A 21,825-nucleotide genomic window follows, 5' to 3' on the forward strand; every position below is an offset into this window, starting at 1 on the left:
TATACGACATCCCCGCCGCACGGCGGAGCTGTCCCAGAATGAGGTGCGTCATGTCCGTTTCACTGCGTTGTTATTCCACAAGCCTCGGCTGCCCGAAGAACCGGGTGGACACGGAGCGCCTCCTTGGTTCCCTTGGGGCGGCGCTGGTTCCCGTCGACTCGCCGGATGAGGCCGATCTTGTTTTCATCAATACCTGCGCCTTTATCCAGCCCGCCACGGAGGAATCCGTACGGACGATTGCGCAGGCCATCGCCGACATCGAAGACCTCCCCAAGCGTCCGCTGCTGGCGGTCGCCGGGTGCCTCGTGGGGCGTTACCACGCGGAAGATCTGGCCCCTGAGCTGCCCGAAGTGGATCTTTGGCTGGACAACAGCGATCTGGAGGAGTGGCCCGCCATGCTCGCGCGGAAGCTCGGCCTCCCCGAACCCACGGTTCCGGGCCGTATCCTGAGCACCGGGCCATCCTACGCATGGCTCAAGATCAGCGACGGCTGCCGCCATGCCTGTTCGTTCTGCGCCATCCCCAATATCCGGGGCGGGCACCGCTCCCACTGCAAGGACATGATCGTCCGCGAGGCCCGCGCCCTGCTGGATCAGGGGGTCAAGGAACTGAATCTCGTGGCGCAGGATCTCACGGAATGGGGCTGTGATCTCGACGGCAAGCAGGATCTTCGTACCCTGCTCGACGGCCTCCTGCCGTTGCCGGGCCTTGAACGCCTGCGCCTCATGTATCTTTACCCCGCCGGGATGACGCGCGAAATGCTCAAGTATCTGCGCGAGGCGGGCAAGCCGTTTGTGCCGTACTTTGATGTCCCCGTGCAGCACTCCCACCCGGATGTCCTGTCCCGTATGGGCCGCCCCTTTGCGCGCAACCCCCGCGAGGCCATTGACCGCATCCGCAGCGTCTTCCCCGAAGCAGCCCTGCGCACGAGCATCATGGTCGGGTTCCCCGGAGAAACGGAGGCGCATTTTGAGCATCTGCGCGAATTCATTGAAGAGGTGCGCTTCCAGCATCTCGGCGTGTTCGCCTACCGTGCCGAAGAAGGGACGCCGGCCGCCGTCATGCCCGATCAGGTCGAAGACCGTGTGAAGGAATGGCGCCGCGATGTGCTCATGGAAGCGCAGGCCGACATCAGCGCGGAGTGGCTCTCCCAGTTTGAAGGTGACCGCCTGTCCATCCTCGTGGATGCGCCCCATTCCGAGTGGCCCGGCCTGCATACCGGGCGCGCGTGGTTTCAGGCCCCCGAAATCGACGGTATGGTTTACATCAGCGGCCCCGGCGTCGAGCCTGGCGCGCTCGTCGATGCCGACATCGTCGAGTGCCGCGACTACGATTTGGTCGCGCTTGCGTAGCTGGGGAGGAAAGGGGAAGATTGGGGAAGGGGAGGGGCCACTTTTTCAAAAGTGGCCCCTCCCCTTCCCCAAACCCCATCCCCTCCCCCCTAAAACTTTCGTAAAGGCAGACGGCGTGAAGGGCGGTACGGCAAGCCATGCCTTGGCAGCCGTCCCCCGGCGGAAAGTGGAGGAGAAAGGCTCTGTCAAAGCATCTGGCTGTCTTATTTACACAATATGATGAAGCTACAGGATTTTCCTCCATTTTCCGCTGAGGGGCTCCATGATTGGAGGCATTGGGGAGGAATTCCTTTGGAACTTCAAGAAAAAAACGCCAACCGTTTTCTATGGCACAGCCTTTGTTGTTTATTTGAAATTCCAAAAAATAAAATATCAACCATTATAACTAACAGATTTTTTAAGAAAAAACTGAAGAACTTGTCGCGAACGGGAAAGCCGCCATACGGGATTCGATAAACCCGAAAGTCTTAGGAGGGGAAAGGGGGAGGTTTGGAGGGGGGAAGGGGAAGCCCTTCTCCAGAAAGGTTCCCCTTCCCCCCTCCAATCTTACTCCTCTTCCACAACCTCAAACCCGGCTTCAACAATCTGAGCGGAGGTGACGGCGCCTGCCCTGAGGAGGCGAAGCCTGCCGTCTTCCATGCGCTCGACGAGCGTGGAAGGCAGACCTCCGGCGGGAACGGGCGGCTCGTCAAGGATGCCCATGACCGAAGCGATCAGCTCTTCGTCGAGCTGCTTGACGCTGACGACGGCGGGGTTGCCGCTGATGTTCGCGCTGCTGGAGGTGATGGGCTCGCCTACGGCCTGCGCAAGCGCGCGGGCTACGGGATGCGAGGACAGGCGCACGGCCACGCGGCCCGTGCCTCCGGTGAGGATGTCCGGGACGCGGAGGCGCGCCGGGAGGATGACCGAGAGCGGGCCGGGCCAGAAGCGTTTCAGGAGCGGCATAAGCCCGTCGTGAACCTTGGCGATCATATCAAGCTGCTCCCAGTCGCCCAGAATCAAGGGCAAAGGGCGGACTGTAGAGCGGTGCTTGGCCCGGTAAACCCGTGCGGTAGCGTCGGCGTCGAGGGCACGGCTGCCGAGTGCGAAAAAGGTTTCCGTTGGGAAGATGATGGGATGCCCATCAAGCATGAGCTCCGCCGCGCGCTTTAAGTCCACGTAGGGCGGCGTGTTGACGTCGCTAGCCTGTGAAGATGTCATATGCTTGCCTCCCGGGCCTGCCGATGTTAGGTGAAGGCTCTCTTTCCCAGAGCTTGTGAGGCTGCGGGCCGGAAGCCCGCAACATACATTCCATCCCCGCAACAACAGGGTATCATGACTTTAAAGCCATTGCGAATCGTTGCCGTGGGGCGTTTGAAGACGCCCTTCTGGAAGGCCGCCGCCGAGCATTATGTTGAGCGGCTCGCCCGCTGGCGGGCGTTCACCGAGTCCATTGTCAGGGACGGCGATCCTTCCTTGCCTATTGTTGACCGTAATGCTTTGGAAGGCAAGGGGATTTTATCCGCCCTTTCCGCCTCCGACATTCCCGTCGTGCTTGACGAACGGGGGAAGGCCTTTACCTCCCGGCAATTCTCCGCTTTTCTGGAGCGGCTTTCCGAGAACGCTGGCCGCCGCCCCTGTTTTATCATCGGCGGGGCCTTTGGGCTTGACGACTCCGTAAAGCAGGCGGCCAGCCATTTGCTCGCCCTCGGCCCCCTCACCATGACCCATGAGCTCGCCCGCGTCGTACTTTTTGAGCAGTTGTACCGCGCCGAGTCCCTGACGCGCGGGCTGCCGTACCATCATTGATAGGGCTGGGGTGGAAATGAAGATTGGAGGGGGAAGGGGAAACTTTCTGTAGAAAGTTTCCCCTTCCCCCTCCAAACCTCCCCCTTCCTCTTCAAAGACTTTCGTAAGTGGGGCGGATGATGGCTGCGGTGATGCGACGGATTGAGGTTTGTTGAAAGTTTCCTGGAAATGCCGCTTTTTATATTATTAAGAATAATATGTTAACGTTCTCTAGGTTGTGTCGTTAACTATATGTAATACATTGAAATTATTTTATTATTTTTTAAGTTATAAAAAGGCTGTGTTATAGAAAATGGTTGATGCTTTTTTCCTTGGCTGTGTCATAGAAAACGGTTGATGCTTTATTTCCTTGAAATTCCAAAGAAATAACCAATAAAATCCCCCAATCACAGAGCCCACCAGCAGAAAATTTAAAAAATCATATATTTTCAGTATATTACTAAAACAAAAACAATTATGTACTATGACAGAGCCTTTTCCTTAAAGCTCCAAAGGGATAATCGGCAAAATGCCGTAGCCGCGGCTCCCGCCAAGGAGAAAAACGGAGAAAAAGGCTGTATTTTCACCATACTATGGAGATGAAACAGCCACAAACTATAACAGAGCCTATAGAAATAATTATTTTTAATAATTTAAAATAGTTATATAGAAATGACGGCACGGCCTCAATAGGGAATTCCCAATAGGGAAAGGGCGGCAGATGCAAAACGGTTCCGTGTCCAGCGCAAGCTGGATGCGGAACCGTTTTGCATCTGCCGTTATGCCGGGGTCTGGGGGGCGGCTCGCCCCCCAGCGGGTGCAGGGCGGAGCCCTGCCCGCCGGAGGCATTTCCCCTTAGATGACCTTGTTCAGCGCGTATTCCAGAATCCCTTCGGCCCCGGCTTCGCGGAGCTGGGGGATGAGGTCGCGGACGATGCCGGTGCTGACCACGGTTTCAAGAGAAAGCCATTCGCCGTTCTGGAGCGGGGCGACGGTGGGGGAGTTCAGGGAGGGCAGCAGGGCAAGGATGGCGTCCAGCTTGGCGGCGGGGGCGTTCATCTTGAGGCAGACGAGCGACTCGGCGCGCAGCGCGCCTTGAAGGAGCAGATCGATCTGCTCGATCTTGCGGCGCTTTTCCGGGTCCCGCATGGCGGCGGCGTTGGCGATGAGCACCGTGTTCGTCACCAGCACTTCGTCGATGACGCGGAGGTTATGGGCGCGGATGGTGGTTTCCGTCTCCGTCACTTCCACGATGGCGTCGGCGAGGCCTTCCACAACTTTGGCTTCGGTCGCGCCCCATGAATAGTTGATGTTGACCGGGATGTTGCGTTCCTTGAAATATTCGGTGCACACGCCCATGAGCTCGGTGGCGATGCGCTTGCCCGCGAGGTCTTCGGGCTTCTGGTAGGGGGAATCGCCGGCGACGGCGAGCACCCAGCGGGCGGGCTTGTTGGAAACCTTGGAGTAGATGAGGTCGGAAACCACCACGACGTCGGCCTTGGTTTCCTTGACCCAATCCTTGCCGGTCAGGCCGAGATCAAGCACGCCGTCCTGAATGTAGAGGGGGATTTCCTGCACGCGGCAGAGGCGGGCCGTGATTTCGGGATCATTGATGTCGGGGAAGTAGTTGCGGGGGTGCTTGCGCACCTTCCAGCCGGCGCGGTCGAAGAGATCGATGGTCGGGTCTTCCAGGGAGCCTTTGGGCAGGCCGAGCTTGAGAATGGGATTAGCCATTGTACACCTCTTTGGGATCAAATACGAGTTCGGAACAGCGGGATACCTTGCCGTCGCGGAGTTCGCGGGAAAAACAGCTTCTGTACCCTTCATGGCAGGCGGCCCCGCCGATTTGCTCGATGAGCAGCACGACGGCGTCGCCGTCGCAGTCAAGCCGGATGGACTTCACCTTCTGCACATGCCCCGATGTGCCGCCTTTATGCCACAGGCACTTGCGGCTGCGGCTGTAATAATGGGCTTCGCCCGTTTCGAGGGTCTTTTCCCATGCTTCGGGGTTCATCCACGCCAGCATGAGAACATCAAGGGTTTCCGCATCCTGCGCGACGGCGGCGATGAGGCCCCCAGATTTGCTGAAGTCCGGCGTAAAGGTAAGTGACGATTCCATGAAGTCTCCTTATGCGTATGTTTTTCAAACGCAAAACGCCACGGACTCCGAAGAGGCCGTGGCGCTTGCGTACGCTTGCATTAATGAAGCAGGCCGCAGTCGTTGAGCGTCTTGGTCAGCTTTTCAAGGTTGTCCGGCATAAGCGGAACCATGGGCAGGCGGAATTCGAGATCAAGGCCGCGCATCATGCACACGGCGGTCTTGACCGGGATCGGGTTGGTTTCAAGGAACATGGCCCGGTTGATGGGCATGAGCCTGAAATGCAGGCGTCTGGCTTCGTCCATATCCCCGGCGAGGGTGGCCTTGCAGAGGTCGGCCATCAGCTTGGGCGCGACGTTCGCGGTCACGGAGATCACGCCGCAGCCGCCCACGGCGATGTGGGGCAGCACGGTGAAGTCGTCGCCGGAGAGGACTTGGAACCCTTCGGGGCACTGTTCCACGAGGTCGGACACATGGATGAGATCCGCCGTGGCTTCCTTGATGCCCACGACATCGGGCACGTCACGGGCGATGCGGGCCACGGTGGAGGGCAGCATGTTGCAGCCGGTGCGGCCGGGCACGTTGTACAGGATGATGGGCATGGACACTTCGGAACAGATGGTCTTGAAGTGCTGGTACAGGCCTTCCTGCGTGGGCTTGTTGTAATAGGGGGTGATGTGCAGGGCGGCGTCCGCGCCGACATTTTTGGCGAACTGGGTCAGAGGGATGGCTTCGCGGGTGTTGTTGGAGCCCGCGCCGGCGATGACGGGAACGCGTTTGTTGACCTGCTCGACGCAGATGCGGATGGCGGCTTCATGCTCGTCGTGGGTCATCGTGGCGGATTCGCCGGTGGTGCCGCAGGGCACGAGGCCGTCGATGCCCTGTTCGATCTGCCATTCGATGAATTCACGGTAAGCTTCCTCATCGATCTTGCCGTTCTTGAACGGCGTCACCAGTGCGGTGAAAGCTCCGTGGAAACGTCCGGTAGTCATAACAATCCCCTTTCGGTACGGTGATGGGTCTGAACGTATCGCAAAGCGCGGGGGCAGTAAAGCGGGCGGCGGAAAAAACGCCGTTCCGGGTTCCGTGCGCCCAACAACCTTGTTTTGCGGTTTCCCGCACAGCTGCCGTTTCAATGTGTCCGCGCCCTTGAAACGGCCTTCCGGGCGGCCTCCCCGCGGCTGAAAGGGGGAGGTGGTGCGCCGTTGGGAGGGAGGGGCGGTTATGGAATGGCCCCCTCTCCCGACATTGTACAGCCTTTTTACAGCAACAGCATTTCGTCCAGCGAAGCCCCGGAGGGCACGGTGGGGTACACGTTTTCGTCACGCTCGACGATGACGTCGATGATGGCCGTGTTCGGGCTGGCAAACGCGGTGCGGAGCGTGGGCTCAAGGTCTTCCAGCTTGGAGACGCGGTAGCCTTCGGCCCCATAGGCTTCGGCGAGCTTCACGAAATCCGGCTGATCCGGGATGTCCACGGCGTTGAGGCGGCCTCCGTAGAAAAGATCCTGGAGCTGGCGGACCATGCCCAGACAGCCGTTGTTCAGGAGCAGCACCTTGACCGGCAGCTTGTTGCTGACGGCGGTGATGAGCTCCTGAAGGTTCATCTGGAACGAGCCGTCGCCGGACACGTCGATGACGAGCTTGTTGGGGTAGGCGAACTGCGCGCCGATGGCGGCGGGGAAGCCGTAGCCCATGGTTCCGAGGCCGCCCGAAGTGAGCAGGGTGCGCGGTTCGGTGAAGTTGTAGAGCTGCGCGGCCCACATCTGGTGCTGGCCCACTTCCGTGGTCAGGATGGCCTTGCCTTCCGTGATCCTGTCCACGGCCTTGATGACTTCCTGCGGCTTGATCGTCGTTTCGCCGGGCGTCCATGTGATGGGCTGCTCTTGCTTCCATTCGTCAAGCTGACCCTGCCATGCGGCGAAGCGTTCCTTCCAGGGGAGCGGTTCGCGGGCTTCGAGGTGTTCGCGGATGGCGAGCAGCGAGTTGCGGCAGTCGCCCACCACCGGGATGCGCACATTGACGTTCTTGTGGATGGATGTGGGGTCGATGTCGATATGGACGATGGTGGCCTTGGGCGCAAAAGAGGAGAGGCGCCCGGTCACGCGGTCGTCGAAGCGCACGCCCACGGCGATCAGGAGGTCGGCGTTGCTGACGGCTTTGTTGGCGGCATAGGTTCCGTGCATGCCGAGCATGCCGAGCCACTGCGGGTGATCGCAGGGGAACGCGCCGAGGCCCATCAGGGAACAGGTCACCGGGATGCTGAGTGTTTTGGCGAGGCTGCGGAATTCTTCGCTGGCGTTGGACATGATCACGCCGCCGCCGCCGAACAGCAGGGGGCGCTCCGCCTTGTAGAGCGCGTCCACGACCTTGCGGATCTGGGCGAAGTTGGGGCGGTAGGTCGGGTTATAGCTGCGCAGGCTCACGTCTTCGGGCCATGCGAACTCGGCCGAACCCTGAAGCACGTTCTTGGGCAGATCCACAAGCACGGGGCCGGGACGCCCGGAGCGGGCCAGATAGAAGGCCTGCCGCACGACCTTGGCGAGATCCTTCACGTCCTTCACCACATAGTTATGTTTGGTGCAGGGGCGTGTGATGCCCGCAATGTCCACCTCCTGGAACGCGTCGTTGCCGATGAGCCCGGTGGGTACCTGCCCGGTGAAGATCACCAGCGGGATGGAATCGCAGTACGCGGTCGCGATGCCGGTCACCGTGTTGGTGGCTCCGGGGCCGGATGTGGCCATGCAGACGCCGACCTTGCCCGTGGCGCGGGCGTATCCGTCGGCGGCGTGAACGGCGGCCTGCTCATGACGTACCAGAACGTGGCGTAGCTGTTCGCCGTACTGGGGCAGTTCATCATAGATGTCCAGTACGGACCCTCCGGGATACCCGAAGATGATGTTGACGCCTTCGCGAATCAGACACTCGATGAGAATTCTGGCACCGTTCAACTGCATTGAAGAACACTCCGTTCGGTACAAGGTGAAAAGAACACTCCGTCTGTTGTGTATAGCCGTGAGACAGTTGGAGGTCTAGCCCTTTTGCCGGGCTTTCCCCCTTTTTTCTCTCCGGTTTTCGGGCCTTGAACCCATGAGGGGGCGGTTTTCCGTATACTGGGATGGCCTTATGTGCCCTTGGCACGCTGTGGGGAAGGCTTTGGGCTTTCCGCCCACAGGTTCCGGCGCGCCCTTGGCATGTGAGCAATCTGGGCAGATAAGGCAGGATTGCTCCAAGGCATCCGGTGTGCCTCTGGCATGTGGGGAGGGGTGAGCCAAAGGCCGCCGGCGGTTCTTGAGCCGGGCGTGCCCTTGCCGCGTGTGGGGAACTCCAATTCCGTACAACCCGGACGAGACCGAACAGGGCAAGCCCTTACCGTGTGTGAGGGGCTCCAACCCTGTCCAGAGCCGATCGGGTTGCCCGGTTTCATCCCTGCCGCGTGTGAGGGGCCCGAACGGTGGGGATTCCGTTTCGGTCATGAAGCGGGGCCCTTTTGCACGGAGGAGGGGTTCCCCGCCTTTCCTTCAATCTTTTGGAAGGGCACGCAGTTCAAGCTTCCTGCATATTGGAGCGTTTTCACGTTGAAAAGGCTCTTCCGGCTGCGTGAAGCGGACGGTCGCAAGGCATAAGCACAATGCATCTGTGCTGTCCAATGCCGGGACGGGCGTGCCTTAAACTTCAGCATTGCAAAATGGTAAGGCCCTGTCAGAGCATGTGGCTGTTTCATCTCCACAGCACGGCGAAAATACGGCCTTTTTCTCCAGTTTCCCCCTTGGCGGAATCCATGCCTAAGGCATTTGGCTGGTTATTCCTTTGGAATTTCAAGGAAAAAAGCATCAACCATTTTCTATAACACAGCCAAAAAATAACGGCACGGCTTAGTGTTGAGACGCATTCCGGGCACAGAGACAGATGGCGTTGCCTTCCATCGTGATTGTGCCCACGGAGAGCCCGGCGGCTTTGCAAAGGGCTGTAAGGTTGGCGATGCGGATCGGGAGGCCGCAGAGCGACAAGCCTGCGCCTATAAGCGGGGTGGGCTGCCAGAGGAACAGCGTGCCGTTGTCCGCGAGGCGGCGGCTCAGCCAGCGGACGGCGTTGAGGGGCTTCGCCATTTCATCCAGAGGTTTGGTGACGGCGATGATGTCGAATCGGGAAGCGATGTCGGCATCGCGGTAGTCCGCTGGAGTTTCAAGGAAAAAAGCATCAACCATTTTCTATAACACAGCCAAAAAATAACGGCACGGCCTAGTGTTGAGACGCATTCCGGGCACAGAGGCAGATGGCGTTGCCTTCCATCGTGATTGTGCCCACGGAGAGCCCGGCGGCTTTGCAAAGGGCCGTAAGGTTGGCGATGCGGATCGGGAGGCCGCAGAGCGACAAGCCTGCGCCTATAAGCGGGGTGGGCTGCCAGAGGAACAGCGTGCCGTTGTCCGCGAGGCGGCGGCTCAGCCAGCGGACGGCGTTGAGGGGCTTCACCATTTCATCCAGGGGTTTGGTGACGGCGATGATGTCGAATCGGGAAGCGATGTCGGCATCGCGGTAGTCCGCGTTGTACGCGGAACGCAGGAAGCCTTTTTTGAGCAGCCGCATGAACGCGTCGCCGGATTCGATGGCCGAAAGCTCCCAGCCGGGCCGCGCGGCGTGAAAGGCCTCCAGAAAGCCGCCGTCCCCCGCTTCAAAATGCAGCAGCGTTCCCGTTTCCGGCAAGGGAAGGAGCTCCTCCAGTTGTTTGACGGGCTGGCGCGATTGAGCTGCGGCGGACAGCCCTAAGGCCGCTTTTTCGTTAAGGGCCGCGACGTATCGGGCTAGTGCCCCAAACCGTGCCTTTATGCCGGACAGAACGGGCTCATGGGGACTTGTTTTCTTGCGGTTGCCCACGAAGGCGGCGGGCCTGGAGCAGGTTCCGGACAAGGCCCTGACGGAAGATGCAAGGCAAGCGGCGTGTATCGTAGGGTGAGGCACGTGTTTTCCTTTGTTGATGTTCCATAGGGACGTGAGATCCGCAGCCGCGGGCTCTTTCGTCCGGGGCTGCGGGCCTGTACCCATAGCAAGCATGGAACGTGCCATTTGCCTTTTCTGGGAAAGGAAGATGCGTATTCCTTAGTTATCAAAGATGATTCGGCATGAAGGGGAAGAGCATGCCGTATTGCGGCGGCGGATGTTCCATTCCGCGGAGGTTACGGAATGCAACCATCCCCGTGCAGAATGTAATCTCCTGCCGTAACCAACAAAGGCCGATGCGCAGGCACCGGCCTTTGTTGGTTATGGGAACCGCCACGGGTGCCCCATGCCCTTCGGGGAGAAAGGAGCCTTTCAGAATTAGTCGAACTTTTTGTTGTTATACAAAAGGTACTTGGAAGCGTTGTAGAAGTCCTGCGCGTACTGGCGCATGTGGGCGGCGCGCTCGGGGTCCGTGTTGAGCAGATCCTCCAGTACGGGGGCGTCCATTTTGTACATGTGTTCGTCGGTTTCGCGGATGTAGCAATAGCCGTTTTCCACAAGCCGCACCGTGGATTCGGTTTCCCCGCCGAGGAACTGCATTTCATCCCGTTTGGTGTCCGGATCGAGGAGGTTCCGCCCCATCGCGTTGTAGCGGTAGGGGATTCCGGCGAGGGACGCCAGCGTGGGGAAGATGTCCGGCTGGCCGCACGGGCGGCCGTCGACGCCGGGCTGCAGTTTGCCCGCAGCGACGAGGCCGGGCGCGTAGATGAGCATGGGCGTATGGTTGCTCTGGAGGCGGCAGGCCAGATAGCCGGGGGACATGTTCAGGGACGTGTCGTTCAGGCCGTGATCGCCGAAAATGGCGAACACGGTGTTGTCAAACCAGGGCTGCTGCCGGGCGATTTTGAAGAACTCGCCGAGCGAGTGGTCGGAGAAGCGGAGCGAGTTGTATTCGTCCGCGCCGGTGAAGCCGTAGTTTTTGAGAATGGCTTCGGACGGCTGTTTGATCTGGAATCCCGCGTTGTCTTCGGGGATGGTGTAGGGGCGGTGAAACCCCGCCGTCTGGATGACCGCCACGAACGGCTTCGGGGATTTCGTGAGCGCGGCGGCCGCCTCGCGGAACAGATCGAGATCGGAAAGGCCCCACACGTCGGTATTGGGGGCTTTCCACGAGCCTTCCTCAAGCAGGTGCAATCCCTCAATGTTGTGGGAGAGGAAGCCCCGGATGTTGGCCCAGCTCGCGCTGCCGCCGATCATGTAATATTTGCTGTACCCTTTGAATTCATTCATCATCAGCGCCTGATCCACCAGTGCCTGATTGCGGGAACTGGTGCCGCCGGAGCGGTTCACGTCCGGGATGCCGGTCATGGTGGTGAAGATGGCGCGGGCGGTGGTGCGCGTCGGCGCGAAGAACAGCGGGTAGTACAGCGAATCCTTGGAGAGGGCCATCAGGTTCGGCGTGGTGTCCTCGGGAATGCCGGTCAGGTTGGGCGAGAAGGACGTGCGCGGCCATGTCATGGATTCCATGATGATGACCACCACATTCAGCGGCTTTTCCTGTTGTTCCGCCGGGGTGCCGTGCGCCGTGCGCATGAAGTTGAGCTTTTGCGGATCGGGGTTGGGCACGCGGAGCCATGCCGCGACGCGGGGGTAGCTTTCCCGGGTGGCCTCGATGTTCGGCCGGGTTCCCTGCGCCGCGTTGACCGTATCGAAAAGGTTCTGGATGGGGTTCAGGGCGAGGATGGAGATGTTTTTGTCCACGCTGAAAAAGGCGTTGCTCCAACGCAGCGGGAAGAGGTTGGAGCTGATCTGTCCGTAGCCGAGGAGGAACAGGATCGCGAATGTGGCGACGCTCCATCCGGTGCGGCCTTTCCATCCGAGGCGCGGCGTGGCTTCGTGCCTGGCCAGCGTTTTGCCGAAGAACAGGGCGTACAGCGCCGTAACCACGATGAGCCCGAACGTGATCCAGACGACGGGGTAACTTTCCCAGACCATCGTCCCGGCGATGTCCGGGTCACCGAGCAGTTCGAACAGGCTCGCGTCCACGCGGGTGTGCATGTAGAAGAACCAGCCGAAATCGATGATGTACACGAGCGTGGCCGCGGCGAAAACCGTAGCGTACAACAAGTCGATCAAGCCACGGAAGCCTCGGCTGCGGACCAGAAGGCGCTCAAGAGGCGGGATGCCGAGGATGAGCGCAATGGGGATGAGCCCGAGTACGACCATGCGAATATCGAACTTCGTACCGATGTACAGGGCGTTCAGGATGTCGGAAGCGGGGTTCCCGGCCACTTCCGGCCAGAGGATGCCGAGCATGGCTCCTCGCGCCAGCACAAGCGCCAACAGCGTGCCAATAAAAAGGACGCTGAGGGTGCGGATAAACGGGGGGAAGAAAGATGTCTTTTGCATTTTTTTTGTATAGGACGAGCGCGTGAGAATGTGAAGTACCTAGAAAAGGTGGGAAAGCGCACGGGGCGAGGTGCGTTGCCCGCCCGGAATGATAGATCGGGTAAACTTTGGAAGAGCGGAGAGGCATTGGGGAAGGGGAGTTTTTTTGAGGAAAAGCATTCCTTCCCTCAATTGGCCAGCGCGGAGTCCATCCCCCCTTTCCAATGCTGGTCATGCCTATCGGCTCATTACAGTCTTTTCCGGCATCAATGGCCTTTGAAATACGGCAACGTAAAGAGGAAATGCTCCAGGTGGACTATCGCTTTTTCAAGAGGCGGAACGAATTCCGGTCGCCGATGAGCAGGGAGGCGGCGTACACGGCTGCCCCGGCTGGTATGGCAAGGGCCAGCTGCGCGATGTTCGAGGCGTGCCCGGCCCAGAGGACAACGCCATAGGCGCTCCCGAAGGTCAGGGCCGTTCCAGCAAGCTGTACGGCGAGGGAGCGGAGCGGAAGCCGCAGGGAAACCCTGCGGGAGAGTCCGATCCAGAGCAGGGCCGCATTGCACCAGAGCCCCAAGGAGACGCCGAGCGGCGGCCCCCATGCCCCGAAACGCAGGGTGAAGGCGTAACCTCCGGCAAGGGCGACGGCCAGAGCAACGACGGCGGCCTTGAGCGGGAGCCCGCTTTCCAAGGCGTGGCAAGCCGCCAGCAGGGGCCGGGAAAGCGCATAGGCGGGCAGGCCGGGCGCGTAGGCGCACAGGGCAAGCGCCGTGGCGGAAACGGCTTCCGCATCAAAGGCCCCGTGCCCAAGCACAACGGCGACCAGCGGCAGGGATATCGCCGCCAGACCCGCAGCTGCGGGCAGGTTCAGGCCGAGCGACAGCAGCGCCGCCCGCTGGATTTCATCCGAGAAGGCGTGAAGAGGGGCTGTCGGGGAGCTTGAAGGGGCGAGGGAACCGCGGGGATGCCCCCCTCTCCTGAAAAAAAGTTCGTCCTCCCCTTCCGTAAATCCCATCCCCTCATCCCCCCAAGGCTTTTGCAGGCGGGCGCCCGCCGCCTTGGTATCGTCACAGGCCGCATGGGAAGCGGAAAGAGGGGGCGTGGAGTCAGCCTGTCCGGGGCTTTTTTGCCGTGAAAGGGAAAACGGGGGGATTCCGTGGGAACGGGAAGGGCGGGAAAGCCCTTCGGAGGCCGCGAGTTCCGCGAGGCGCGGCGCGGCGGCCATGCCTACGGCGGCTCCGAGCACGCCGAGGGGAAATTCCAACAGCCGTTCGGCATAAAACAGGGAAGCCATATGGCCTTCGGGCAGGAGCGAGGCCAAAGCCGAGGCTCCGAGAAAGGCCAGTTGGGGCATGGCGGCCCCAACGATGCCCGCGGGGAGGCGGCGGAAGGTTTCCGAGGCAGCCCGTGCGTCGGCGGCCCCTTTTCCCTCTTCGCGCTGGAGGACACGGATTGCGGGCACCTGAACCAGCCATTGCAGGATTCCCCCGCAGAGGACGCCGCAGGCGACGAGAACGCCCGGCTGCAATGCCGGGTTGAAGGCCGCCAGCAGCGCGAAGCCGATGACGCAGAGGTTGAACAGGGATGGCGTCAGCGAAGGCAGCAGGAAACGCTGCCTGCTGTGCAGGGCCGCCATGCAGCCCGCCGCCATCATGACGCTCCAGATATACGGGGCACAGATACGGAACAGCGCAACGGCCTCCCCGAACACTTCCGGGCGTTCCTCCAAACCCGGCGCGATGGCCCGCATGACGGTTCCCGCTCCCGCCACGCACGCCAAAACCAAAAGCCCCGTCCATACGGCCAGCTTGCGCGTTACCGCCAGCGCAAGCCCGCAGCCGGAACCGCCCCGCAGCCGCTCCCGCGTACAGGCGGCGGTCAGGGAGAGGGACAGCGTGCCTTCGCCGAACAGCCGCCGGGCCATGTACGGAATCCGCAGCGCCGCCGTGAGCGCGTCCGCCGCCCCCGAACCGCCGAGCAGCCACGCAATGCCTGCATCGCGCACAAATCCCAAAAGCCGCGAAATGAGCGTCCCCACACCGACAATCAACGTGTTTTTTGAGGAGGAAGACGAGGAGGGTGCCCCTCCCTTGAAACAAGGCATTCCAGTTTCCCGGCCCCGCTCCAAACGCTCTTGATGCGCTGGAGGAAAGCCGTTCGGCGAGTCGTGTTTCTCTGTCATCGGGAACACTCTGGATAAGGGACTGGGTAAGGGGAAAAGTCTTTGGAAGAGGAGGGGGGAAGTTTGAAGGGGGGAGGGGAAACCTTTCTCCAGAAAGGTTTCCCCTCCCCCCTTCAATCCTTATCTCCCCTACACATCATACAACTCTTCATACCGCCGCCTGTACTCGGCCCAGCGGCCTTCGCGGATGGCGGCGCGGGCCCCGCGGACGGTGTCGAGGAAGTAGGCCAGGTTGTGGATGGAGTTGAGCCGGAAGGAGAGCAGCTCCTGCGAAACGTACAGGTGCCGCAGATACGCACGGGAAAAGGTGCGGCAGGTGTAGCAGTTGCAGGCGGGATCGAGCGGGCCGTCGTCCTCCGCAAATTCGCGGCGCTTGATGTTGAGCTTGCCGAGGGAGGTGTACAGCGTGCCGTTGCGGGCGTTGCGCGTGGGCAGGACGCAGTCGAACATGTCCACGCCCGCGTCGATGCCTTTGATGATGTCCAGCGGCGTGCCTACGCCCATGAGATAACGGGGCTTTTCGGAAGGCAGTATGGGGGCCGTATGGTACAGCATCTCCATCATGACGTCCTTGCTCTCGCCTACGGAGAGCCCGCCGATGGCATAGCCCTCGAAGTCGAGATCGATGAGCTGGCGCGCGGACTCCGAACGCAGATCCTTGAACATGCCGCCCTGCACGATGCCGAACAGCAGGTTCCCTGCCGTCCCCTTGGGATAGGCGTCACGGCAGCGCTTGGCCCAGCGTGTGGTCATGGTCAGCGAGCGGGCTGTGTAGGTGTGATCCGCCCCGGCGGGCACGCACTCGTCGAGCACCATCATGATGTCCGAATTCAGGTTGCGCTGGATGCCCACCACCTTTTCCGGCGTGAACAGGTGCTTCGAGCCGTCGAGATGGGAACGGAAGGTAACCCCTTCCTCCTTGATGGTGCGCAGGGTGGAAAGGCTGAAGACCTGAAAGCCCCCGCTGTCCGTGAGGATGGGCTTGTCCCACGCGTTGAACCCGTGCAGGCCGCCGCGCCGCGCTACAAGCTCGTCGCCGGGCCGCAGGTACAGGTGATAGGTGTTTCCGAGGATGATTTCAGCGCCGATGGCGTTGAGATCGTCGGGTGCAATGGCCTTCACGCTGCCAACCGTGCCGACGGGCATGAAGATGGGCGTGTTTACCGGGCCGTGGGCCGTCTGGAGGACGCCGGTACGGGCCGCGCCGTCCGTGGCGTGTATCTGAAAAGTTCCGGGTGTGTTCATCCCGCCAGCTTACAGGCTATGGGGGCCGTTGAAAAGGGCTACATCCGGGATGTGCGCGATATTCATGCCCCTGAAGGAAAGGGGGAAGGCTTTGTGGGCTGAAAGCTAAAAGGCTCCGTCATGGGATATGATTGATATGTTCATCCGGTTGAAGACGGCAGTTGGCTGCGCGGCGGACAGCCGGCGAAACCGTTGCTGCCCGTAGGCGGCAGGGCCCGCTGAGGGCTGCCGCGGCTTTGCGGTATGCCCGGCTTCGCCCAATGATTGCCTTGCACCCTGCTGGCTGAAAAATGCGGCTTTCCGTGTATTGCCTTTTCATGATGGCTGCCCCCAGCCAGGGCGCTTTATCGGCTGCCTATTGGGAGTTTCAAAAGGATCCGTCTATGTGGCTGTTTCATCTCCACAGCGCGGTGAAAAGCATCTCGAAGCTCCGTAGCGCGTACCGCACTGAGTTTCATCTCCACAACACGGTGAAAAGACAGCCTTTTTCTCCAGGTTTCCCCTTGGCGGAATCCATAGCCAAGGCATTTTCCGGTTATTCCTTTGGAATTTCAAGGAAAAAAGCATCAACCCTTTTCTAGGCCGTGTCGTTATTTTTGTATATAACTATTTGAAACCATTGAAAAATAATCTTTTCATGGCTTAAAATAGTTAAATGATTTCAGTGGATTATATCTAATTGACGACACGGCCTAGGGCACAGCCTTTCAAAATGGCTGTGTCATAGAAAAAGGTTGATGCCTTTTTCTATGACGTTCCAAGTGAATAACCAACAAAATGCCTCAGCCATGAAGTCCGCCAAGGGGAAAACTGGAGAAAAGGCTGTACTTTCACCGTGCTGTAGAGATGAAACAACCACGTACTATGACAGGGCCTTCAAAATAAACAGCAAGCCTTCGCCGTAAGGCCGCCTATCAAAAACATAAGGGGACTATCCGCCAAGCTTTTTCTTTGGTGATTTTCCTAGGCTGTGTTGTTGTCTTATGTATAATTATTTGAAATTATTTTTTGTTATTGGCTGTGTTTAAGTTTGTGGTTGATACAAGATTCCAACTGGAAAGGAAGAGTTCTTTGGAAATTATCTGGAGGTCTCGCAACAATTCTTCAAAACTGGATTTCATGTAATGAACAAAAAATGAGAGAGGCCCACACCACTAGACGTGGAATGAACTTTTATCTATTGATTTTCATTGAAAAAATCATCAACCGTAAAATTGAACACAGCCTTGTTATTTAAAAAAATAATTAATAGTTTTAATAGATTATAAAATTGACGACACGACCTAAGTGGGAAAATAAGAGCCCCGTTCCAGTCAGGATAAACATAAACCCCGCAGCCGGATGTACCGGTTGCGGGATTTGTGTTTGATCTGTTTGGCCCCTCAAAGGGATTGCTCCCCACTGAGGGGCCAAATTGTTTTTGCTAGTCCAGATCGGCAATGATCGGGTTGCCGCTGAGCTCGTCAAGGAAGCGGTCGGGGCGTTCCTTCTGATCCGGGACAGTGATGTCCTGATCCACGTATTCGCGGTAGCCCGTCCCGGCGGGGATGAGGCGGCCGACGATGACGTTTTCCTTGAGGCCGCGCAGGTAGTCCATCTTGCCCTTGAGGGCCGCCTCGGTGAGCACCTTGGTGGTTTCCTGGAAGGAGGCCGCCGAGATGAAGGACGAGGTGGTCAAAGACGCCTGCGTGATGCCGAGAACCAGCGGTTCGGCGGTGGCGGGGGAACGTCCCTCGGCCATGGCCTTCTGGTTTTCGGCCTTGAACTCGGCCTTGTCGACCTGCTCGCCCACGAGGAAGCTCGTTCCGCCCGGCTCGGTGACGGTCACCTTGCGGAGCATCTGGCGTACGATGACTTCGATGTGCTTGTCGTCGATGCCCACGCCCTGGAAGCGGTACACTTCCTGGATTTCGTCCACCAGATAGGCGGCGAGGTACTTCTCGCCCTTGGTGCGCAGGATGTCGTGCAGTTCGGGGTTGCCTTCGGTCAGCAGGTCGCCGCATTCGACGAAGTCGCCGTCGGACACGGTGATGTGCTTGCCCTTGGGCACCAGGTATTCCTTGGATTCGCCCACTTCCGGCGTGACGATGAGCTTGCGCTTGCCCTTGGCTTCGCCCGCGAAGGAGACGGTGCCCGCGATTTCGGAAACCACGGCCATATCCTTGGGCTTGCGGACTTCAAACAGCTCGGCGACTCGCGGAAGACCACCCACGATGTCGCGGGTCTTGGAGGTTTCGCGGGGCTTACGGGCGATGATGTCGCCCGCGAGCACCTGCTCGCCGTCCTTGACCATGATGATCGCGCCGACGGGGAGGCTGTAGACCGCGGGGAGCTGGCCCGCGCCGCGCAGCTTGGGATCGCCGTTTTCATCGCAGACCGAAATGGACGGGCGGAAGCTCGTCGTACGGTATTCGATGATGGTCATGGAAGCCTGGTGCGTGGCTTCGTCCAGCTTTTCCTGATAGGTCTTGCCGTCCACGAGGTCGGTAAACTTGATGAAGCCGTCGACTTCCGAGACGAAGGGTTCGTTGAACGGGTCCCATTCGGCAAGGATCTGGCCGTTGCTGACGGACTGCCCGTCCGTGACGTGCAGGCGCGCGCCGTTGGGAAGCGTGTAGCGTTCCACTTCGCGGCCCTGCTCGTCGATGATGGCGATCTGCCCGCTCTTGCCGAGCACCTGGGCGATGCCTTCACGGTTCTTGATTTCCTTCACGCGGGTGAGCACCACGCGGCCGTCATGCTGCGCCTCGAAATTCGAGCGTTCGATTTCCTTGGACGCCGTACCGCCGATGTGGAAGGTACGCATGGTGAGCTGCGTGCCGGGCTCGCCGATGGACTGCGCCGCGATGATGCCGACCGTCTCGCCGATGTTGACGAGGTGGCGGCGGGCAAGGTCGCGCCCGTAGCACAGCGAGCAGATGCCGCGTTCGGACTGGCAGGTCAGCGCGGAGCGGATCATCACGGAGTTGATGCCCTTCTGATCCAACACCTTGGCGACGGGTTCGTCGATCAGGGTGTTTTCGGGATAGAGCAGGTCGCCCGTGGCGGGATCATACACCGGGTAGAGCAGCACACGGCCGAGCGCGCGCTCGGACAGCTTCTGCTTGACTTCGCCGCCGTCCTTGATGGCGCGGATTTCGATGCCGTCGACGGTGCCGCAGTCGTGCTCGGAGACGATGACGTCCTGCACCACGTCCACGAGGCGGCGGGTCAGGTAACCGGAGTTCGCCGTTTTGAGGGCGGTGTCCGCGAGGCCCTTACGGGCGCCGTGCGTGGAGGTGAAGTACTGGAGCACCGTCAGGCCTTCACGGAAGCTCGCGGTGATCGGGGTTTCGATGATTTCGCCGGAGGGCTTGGCCATAAGGCCGCGCATGCCGGCGAGCTGGCGCATCTGGTCGGCGTTGCCTCGGGCGCCCGAATTGGACATCATGAAGATCGGGTTGAAGCTGAGGTTGGCCTCCTGCTTGCCGGTCTTCGGGTCAGTCAGGATATCCGTGGAGATTTCCTTGTTCATTTCCGCGGATACGTCCTGCGTGGCCTTGGTCCAAACGTCAACGACCTTGTTGTATTTTTCCGTACGGGTGATGATGCCGTCGCGGTACTGGCTTTCGATGTTGTCCACTTCGGCGGAAGCGGCATCAATGATGCGCTTCTTGGAGTCGGGGATCAGCATGTCCTTCACGCCGATGCTGATGCCGGAACGGGTCGCGTATTCGTACCCGATGGCCTTGATGCGGTCGCAGAGGATGACGCACGCCTTGACCCCGGCGTCGCGGTAGGCGCTGTCCACCAGCTTGGCGATGTTCTTCTTGGTCAACACAAGGTTGACGTTTTCAAACTTGATGCCGGCGGGCAGGCCGCGCCACACGAGGATGCGGCCGGGCGTGGTGTCGGTGAGCTTGCCGTCTTCCATGCGCACCTTGATGCGGGCGTGCATGCTGACCTGATTGGCGTCGAGGGCGGCTTCCACTTCCCACGGGGCGCAGAAGATCATGCCTTCGCCCTTTTCAAAGGAACGTTCCACGGTCATGTAATACAGGCCGAGAACCATGTCCTGGGAAGGCACGATGACGGGCGTCCCGTTGGCGGGCGACAGGATGTTGTTGGTGCTCATCATGAGCACGCGGCATTCGATCTGCGCTTCCACCGACAGCGGGATGTGCACGGCCATCTGGTCGCCGTCGAAGTCCGCGTTGTAGGCGGAGCAGACGAGCGGGTGAAGCTGGATGGCCTTGCCTTCGACGAGCAGCGGCTCAAAGGCCTGGATGCCGAGGCGGTGCAGCGTAGGGGCGCGGTTCAGAAGAACCGGGTATTCCTTGACCACGTCGGCCAGGATATCCCACACGACCAGTTCTTCGCGCTCCACCATCTTTTTCGCGCTCTTGATGGTGGAGGCGTGGCCTCTTTTCTCAAGTTCGGAATAGATGAAGGGCTTGAAGAGCTCAAGCGCCATTTTCTTGGGCAGGCCGCACTGATGGAGCTTCAGGTACGGGCCCACGACGATGACGGAACGGCCGGAGTAGTCGACGCGCTTGCCGAGCAGGTTCTGGCGGAAACGGCCCTGCTTGCCCTTGATCATGTCGGACAAGGACTTCAGGGGGCGTCCGTTGGTGCCGGCGATGGCGCGCCCGCGGCGGCCGTTGTCGAACAGGGCGTCCACGGCTTCCTGCAGCATACGCTTTTCGTTGCGGATGATGATGTCGGGGGCCCCGAGCTCCATCAGGCGCTTCAGGCGGTTGTTGCGGTTGATCACGCGGCGGTAGAGGTCGTTCAGGTCGGAGGTGGCGAAACGGCCGCCGTCGAGCGGGACGAGGGGGCGCAGTTCCGGCGGAATGACCGGGATGACTTCGAGGATCATCCATTCGGGGCGGTTGCCGGATTCGAGGAACGCTTCCACGACCTTGAGGCGCTTGGTGAGCTTCTTCTTTTTGGTCTGGGACTTGGTGGTCTGCGACTCTTCGCGCAGCATCACCTTGATTTCCTCAAGGTTCAGCTCTTCGAGCAGGCCGCGGATGGATTCCGCGCCCATGCCCACGGTGAGGGCGTCCTCACCGAAATGGTCGATGATCTGGAGGTACTGATCCTCGGAGATGACCTGCATCTTCTGGAGGTTGGTGCTGCCGGGATCGAGCACGATGTACGAGTCGAAATAGAGCACCTTTTCCAGATCGGCCATGGTCATGTCGAGCAGGGTGCCGATCTTGGAGGGCAGGGTCTTGAGGAACCAGATATGGGCGACGGGCGCGGCCAGTTCGATATGGCCCATGCGTTCGCGGCGCACCTTGGAGGCAATGACTTCAACGCCGCACTTTTCGCAGACGATGCCGCGGTGCTTCATGCGTTTGTACTTGCCGCAGTTGCATTCGTAGTCCTTCACGGGGCCGAAGATCTTCGCGCAGAACAGGCCGTCGCGTTCGGGCTTGAACGTGCGGTAGTTGATGGTCTCCGGCTTCTTGACTTCGCCGTAGGACCATTCGCGGATATTCTCCGGCGAGGCGATGGAAATCTGAATGGCTTTCAGATTGCGGATTTGGCTCGCATTGGCGGCAGCCGAGCTGCGAACCGAGAAGAGATCGTCAAGACTCATATATATGTACTCCCTTTTGCGGGCCAGGCTTCGGAGAAATGGCGATCCGTAACGAACCCCCGTTTCCGAACCCTACCCCCACCCCCTCAAAACCGCTGTCTTGAGGGTTGGACGTAATGAAGGGTCTCTTAACTGGGAGGGCCTCCGCTTCCTTCCTTCTTCCGTTCCGGGGGCTGGCCCGGCACAAAAAATTCAGGAGAGAAAGGGGAGGGGTGCGGGGAAAGGAAAGGCTTTCTTCATGAAAGGGCTCTCCCTTCCCCGCGATGGTA

14 protein-coding genes are annotated in these 21,825 nt (G+C 59.9%); 3 read left to right on the forward strand and 11 right to left on the reverse strand.

Annotated features, from left to right (window positions below; all coding sequences use genetic code 11):
* Positions 1-50: 50 nt before the first annotated feature.
* Positions 51-1,352 (forward strand): 30S ribosomal protein S12 methylthiotransferase RimO, encoded by a 1,302-nt coding sequence (rimO, locus tag AC6I1V_RS10605; RefSeq protein WP_337430390.1) that lies wholly within the window; start codon positions 51-53, stop codon positions 1,350-1,352.
* A gap of 546 nt (positions 1,353-1,898) precedes the next feature.
* Here rimO and AC6I1V_RS10610 read toward each other — a convergent pair.
* Complete coding sequence (locus tag AC6I1V_RS10610; protein WP_302551440.1) at positions 1,899-2,552, reverse strand: L-threonylcarbamoyladenylate synthase; 654 nt, start codon at positions 2,550-2,552, stop codon at positions 1,899-1,901.
* Between the two features lie 114 nt (positions 2,553-2,666).
* On the opposite strand from AC6I1V_RS10610, the gene AC6I1V_RS10615 reads away from it, so the two are divergent.
* Positions 2,667-3,140 (forward strand): 23S rRNA (pseudouridine(1915)-N(3))-methyltransferase RlmH, encoded by a 474-nt coding sequence (locus tag AC6I1V_RS10615; RefSeq protein ID WP_337430391.1) that lies wholly within the window; start codon positions 2,667-2,669, stop codon positions 3,138-3,140.
* A gap of 834 nt (positions 3,141-3,974) precedes the next feature.
* Here the strand turns inward: AC6I1V_RS10615 and hisG are convergent.
* The 9 genes from hisG to tgt all read right to left on the reverse strand — a co-directional run bounded on the left by hisG (position 3,975) and on the right by tgt (position 15,969).
* Positions 3,975-4,853, reverse strand: coding sequence for an ATP phosphoribosyltransferase (gene hisG / locus AC6I1V_RS10620; protein WP_302551438.1), 879 nt, complete (start codon positions 4,851-4,853; stop codon positions 3,975-3,977).
* Positions 4,846-5,238 (reverse strand): phosphoribosyl-AMP cyclohydrolase, encoded by a 393-nt coding sequence (gene hisI / locus AC6I1V_RS10625; RefSeq protein WP_486853570.1) that lies wholly within the window; start codon positions 5,236-5,238, stop codon positions 4,846-4,848. The genes hisG and hisI overlap by 8 nt, the downstream gene beginning before the upstream one ends.
* Positions 5,239-5,318: 80 nt before the next feature.
* On the reverse strand, positions 5,319-6,209 hold the full coding sequence (gene dapA, locus AC6I1V_RS10630; protein ID WP_302551436.1) for a 4-hydroxy-tetrahydrodipicolinate synthase: 891 nt from the start codon (positions 6,207-6,209) through the stop codon (positions 5,319-5,321).
* A gap of 269 nt (positions 6,210-6,478) precedes the next feature.
* A complete protein-coding gene (gene ilvB, locus AC6I1V_RS10635) occupies positions 6,479-8,173 on the reverse strand; it encodes a biosynthetic-type acetolactate synthase large subunit (RefSeq protein ID WP_337431716.1) in 1,695 nt (564 codons plus the stop codon).
* 918 nt (positions 8,174-9,091) lie between these two features.
* Entirely contained in the window at positions 9,092-9,424 is a 333-nt protein-coding gene (locus AC6I1V_RS10640; protein WP_486853571.1) for a hypothetical protein, read from the reverse strand.
* A 34-nt stretch (positions 9,425-9,458) separates the two neighbouring features.
* Positions 9,459-10,280 (reverse strand): class I SAM-dependent methyltransferase, encoded by an 822-nt coding sequence (locus tag AC6I1V_RS10645; RefSeq protein ID WP_486853572.1) that lies wholly within the window; start codon positions 10,278-10,280, stop codon positions 9,459-9,461.
* A gap of 252 nt (positions 10,281-10,532) precedes the next feature.
* Positions 10,533-12,563 (reverse strand): LTA synthase family protein, encoded by a 2,031-nt coding sequence (locus AC6I1V_RS10650; RefSeq protein ID WP_486853573.1) that lies wholly within the window; start codon positions 12,561-12,563, stop codon positions 10,533-10,535.
* 295 nt (positions 12,564-12,858) lie between these two features.
* Positions 12,859-14,646, reverse strand: coding sequence for a murein biosynthesis integral membrane protein MurJ (murJ, locus tag AC6I1V_RS10655; RefSeq protein WP_486853574.1), 1,788 nt, complete (start codon positions 14,644-14,646; stop codon positions 12,859-12,861).
* A gap of 207 nt (positions 14,647-14,853) precedes the next feature.
* Entirely contained in the window at positions 14,854-15,969 is a 1,116-nt protein-coding gene (tgt, locus tag AC6I1V_RS10660; RefSeq protein ID WP_337430620.1) for a tRNA guanosine(34) transglycosylase Tgt, read from the reverse strand.
* Positions 15,970-16,259: 290 nt separating this feature from the next.
* Between tgt and AC6I1V_RS10665 the strand changes: the two genes are divergently transcribed.
* Complete coding sequence (locus AC6I1V_RS10665) at positions 16,260-16,550, forward strand: hypothetical protein (protein ID WP_486853575.1); 291 nt, start codon at positions 16,260-16,262, stop codon at positions 16,548-16,550.
* Between the two features lie 842 nt (positions 16,551-17,392).
* Here AC6I1V_RS10665 and rpoC read toward each other — a convergent pair.
* A complete protein-coding gene (gene rpoC / locus AC6I1V_RS10670) occupies positions 17,393-21,556 on the reverse strand; it encodes a DNA-directed RNA polymerase subunit beta' (RefSeq protein ID WP_302551429.1) in 4,164 nt (1,387 codons plus the stop codon).
* Positions 21,557-21,825 lie beyond the last annotated feature (269 nt).

It is taken from the genome of Bilophila sp. T19-St14 (genome assembly GCF_059728385.1).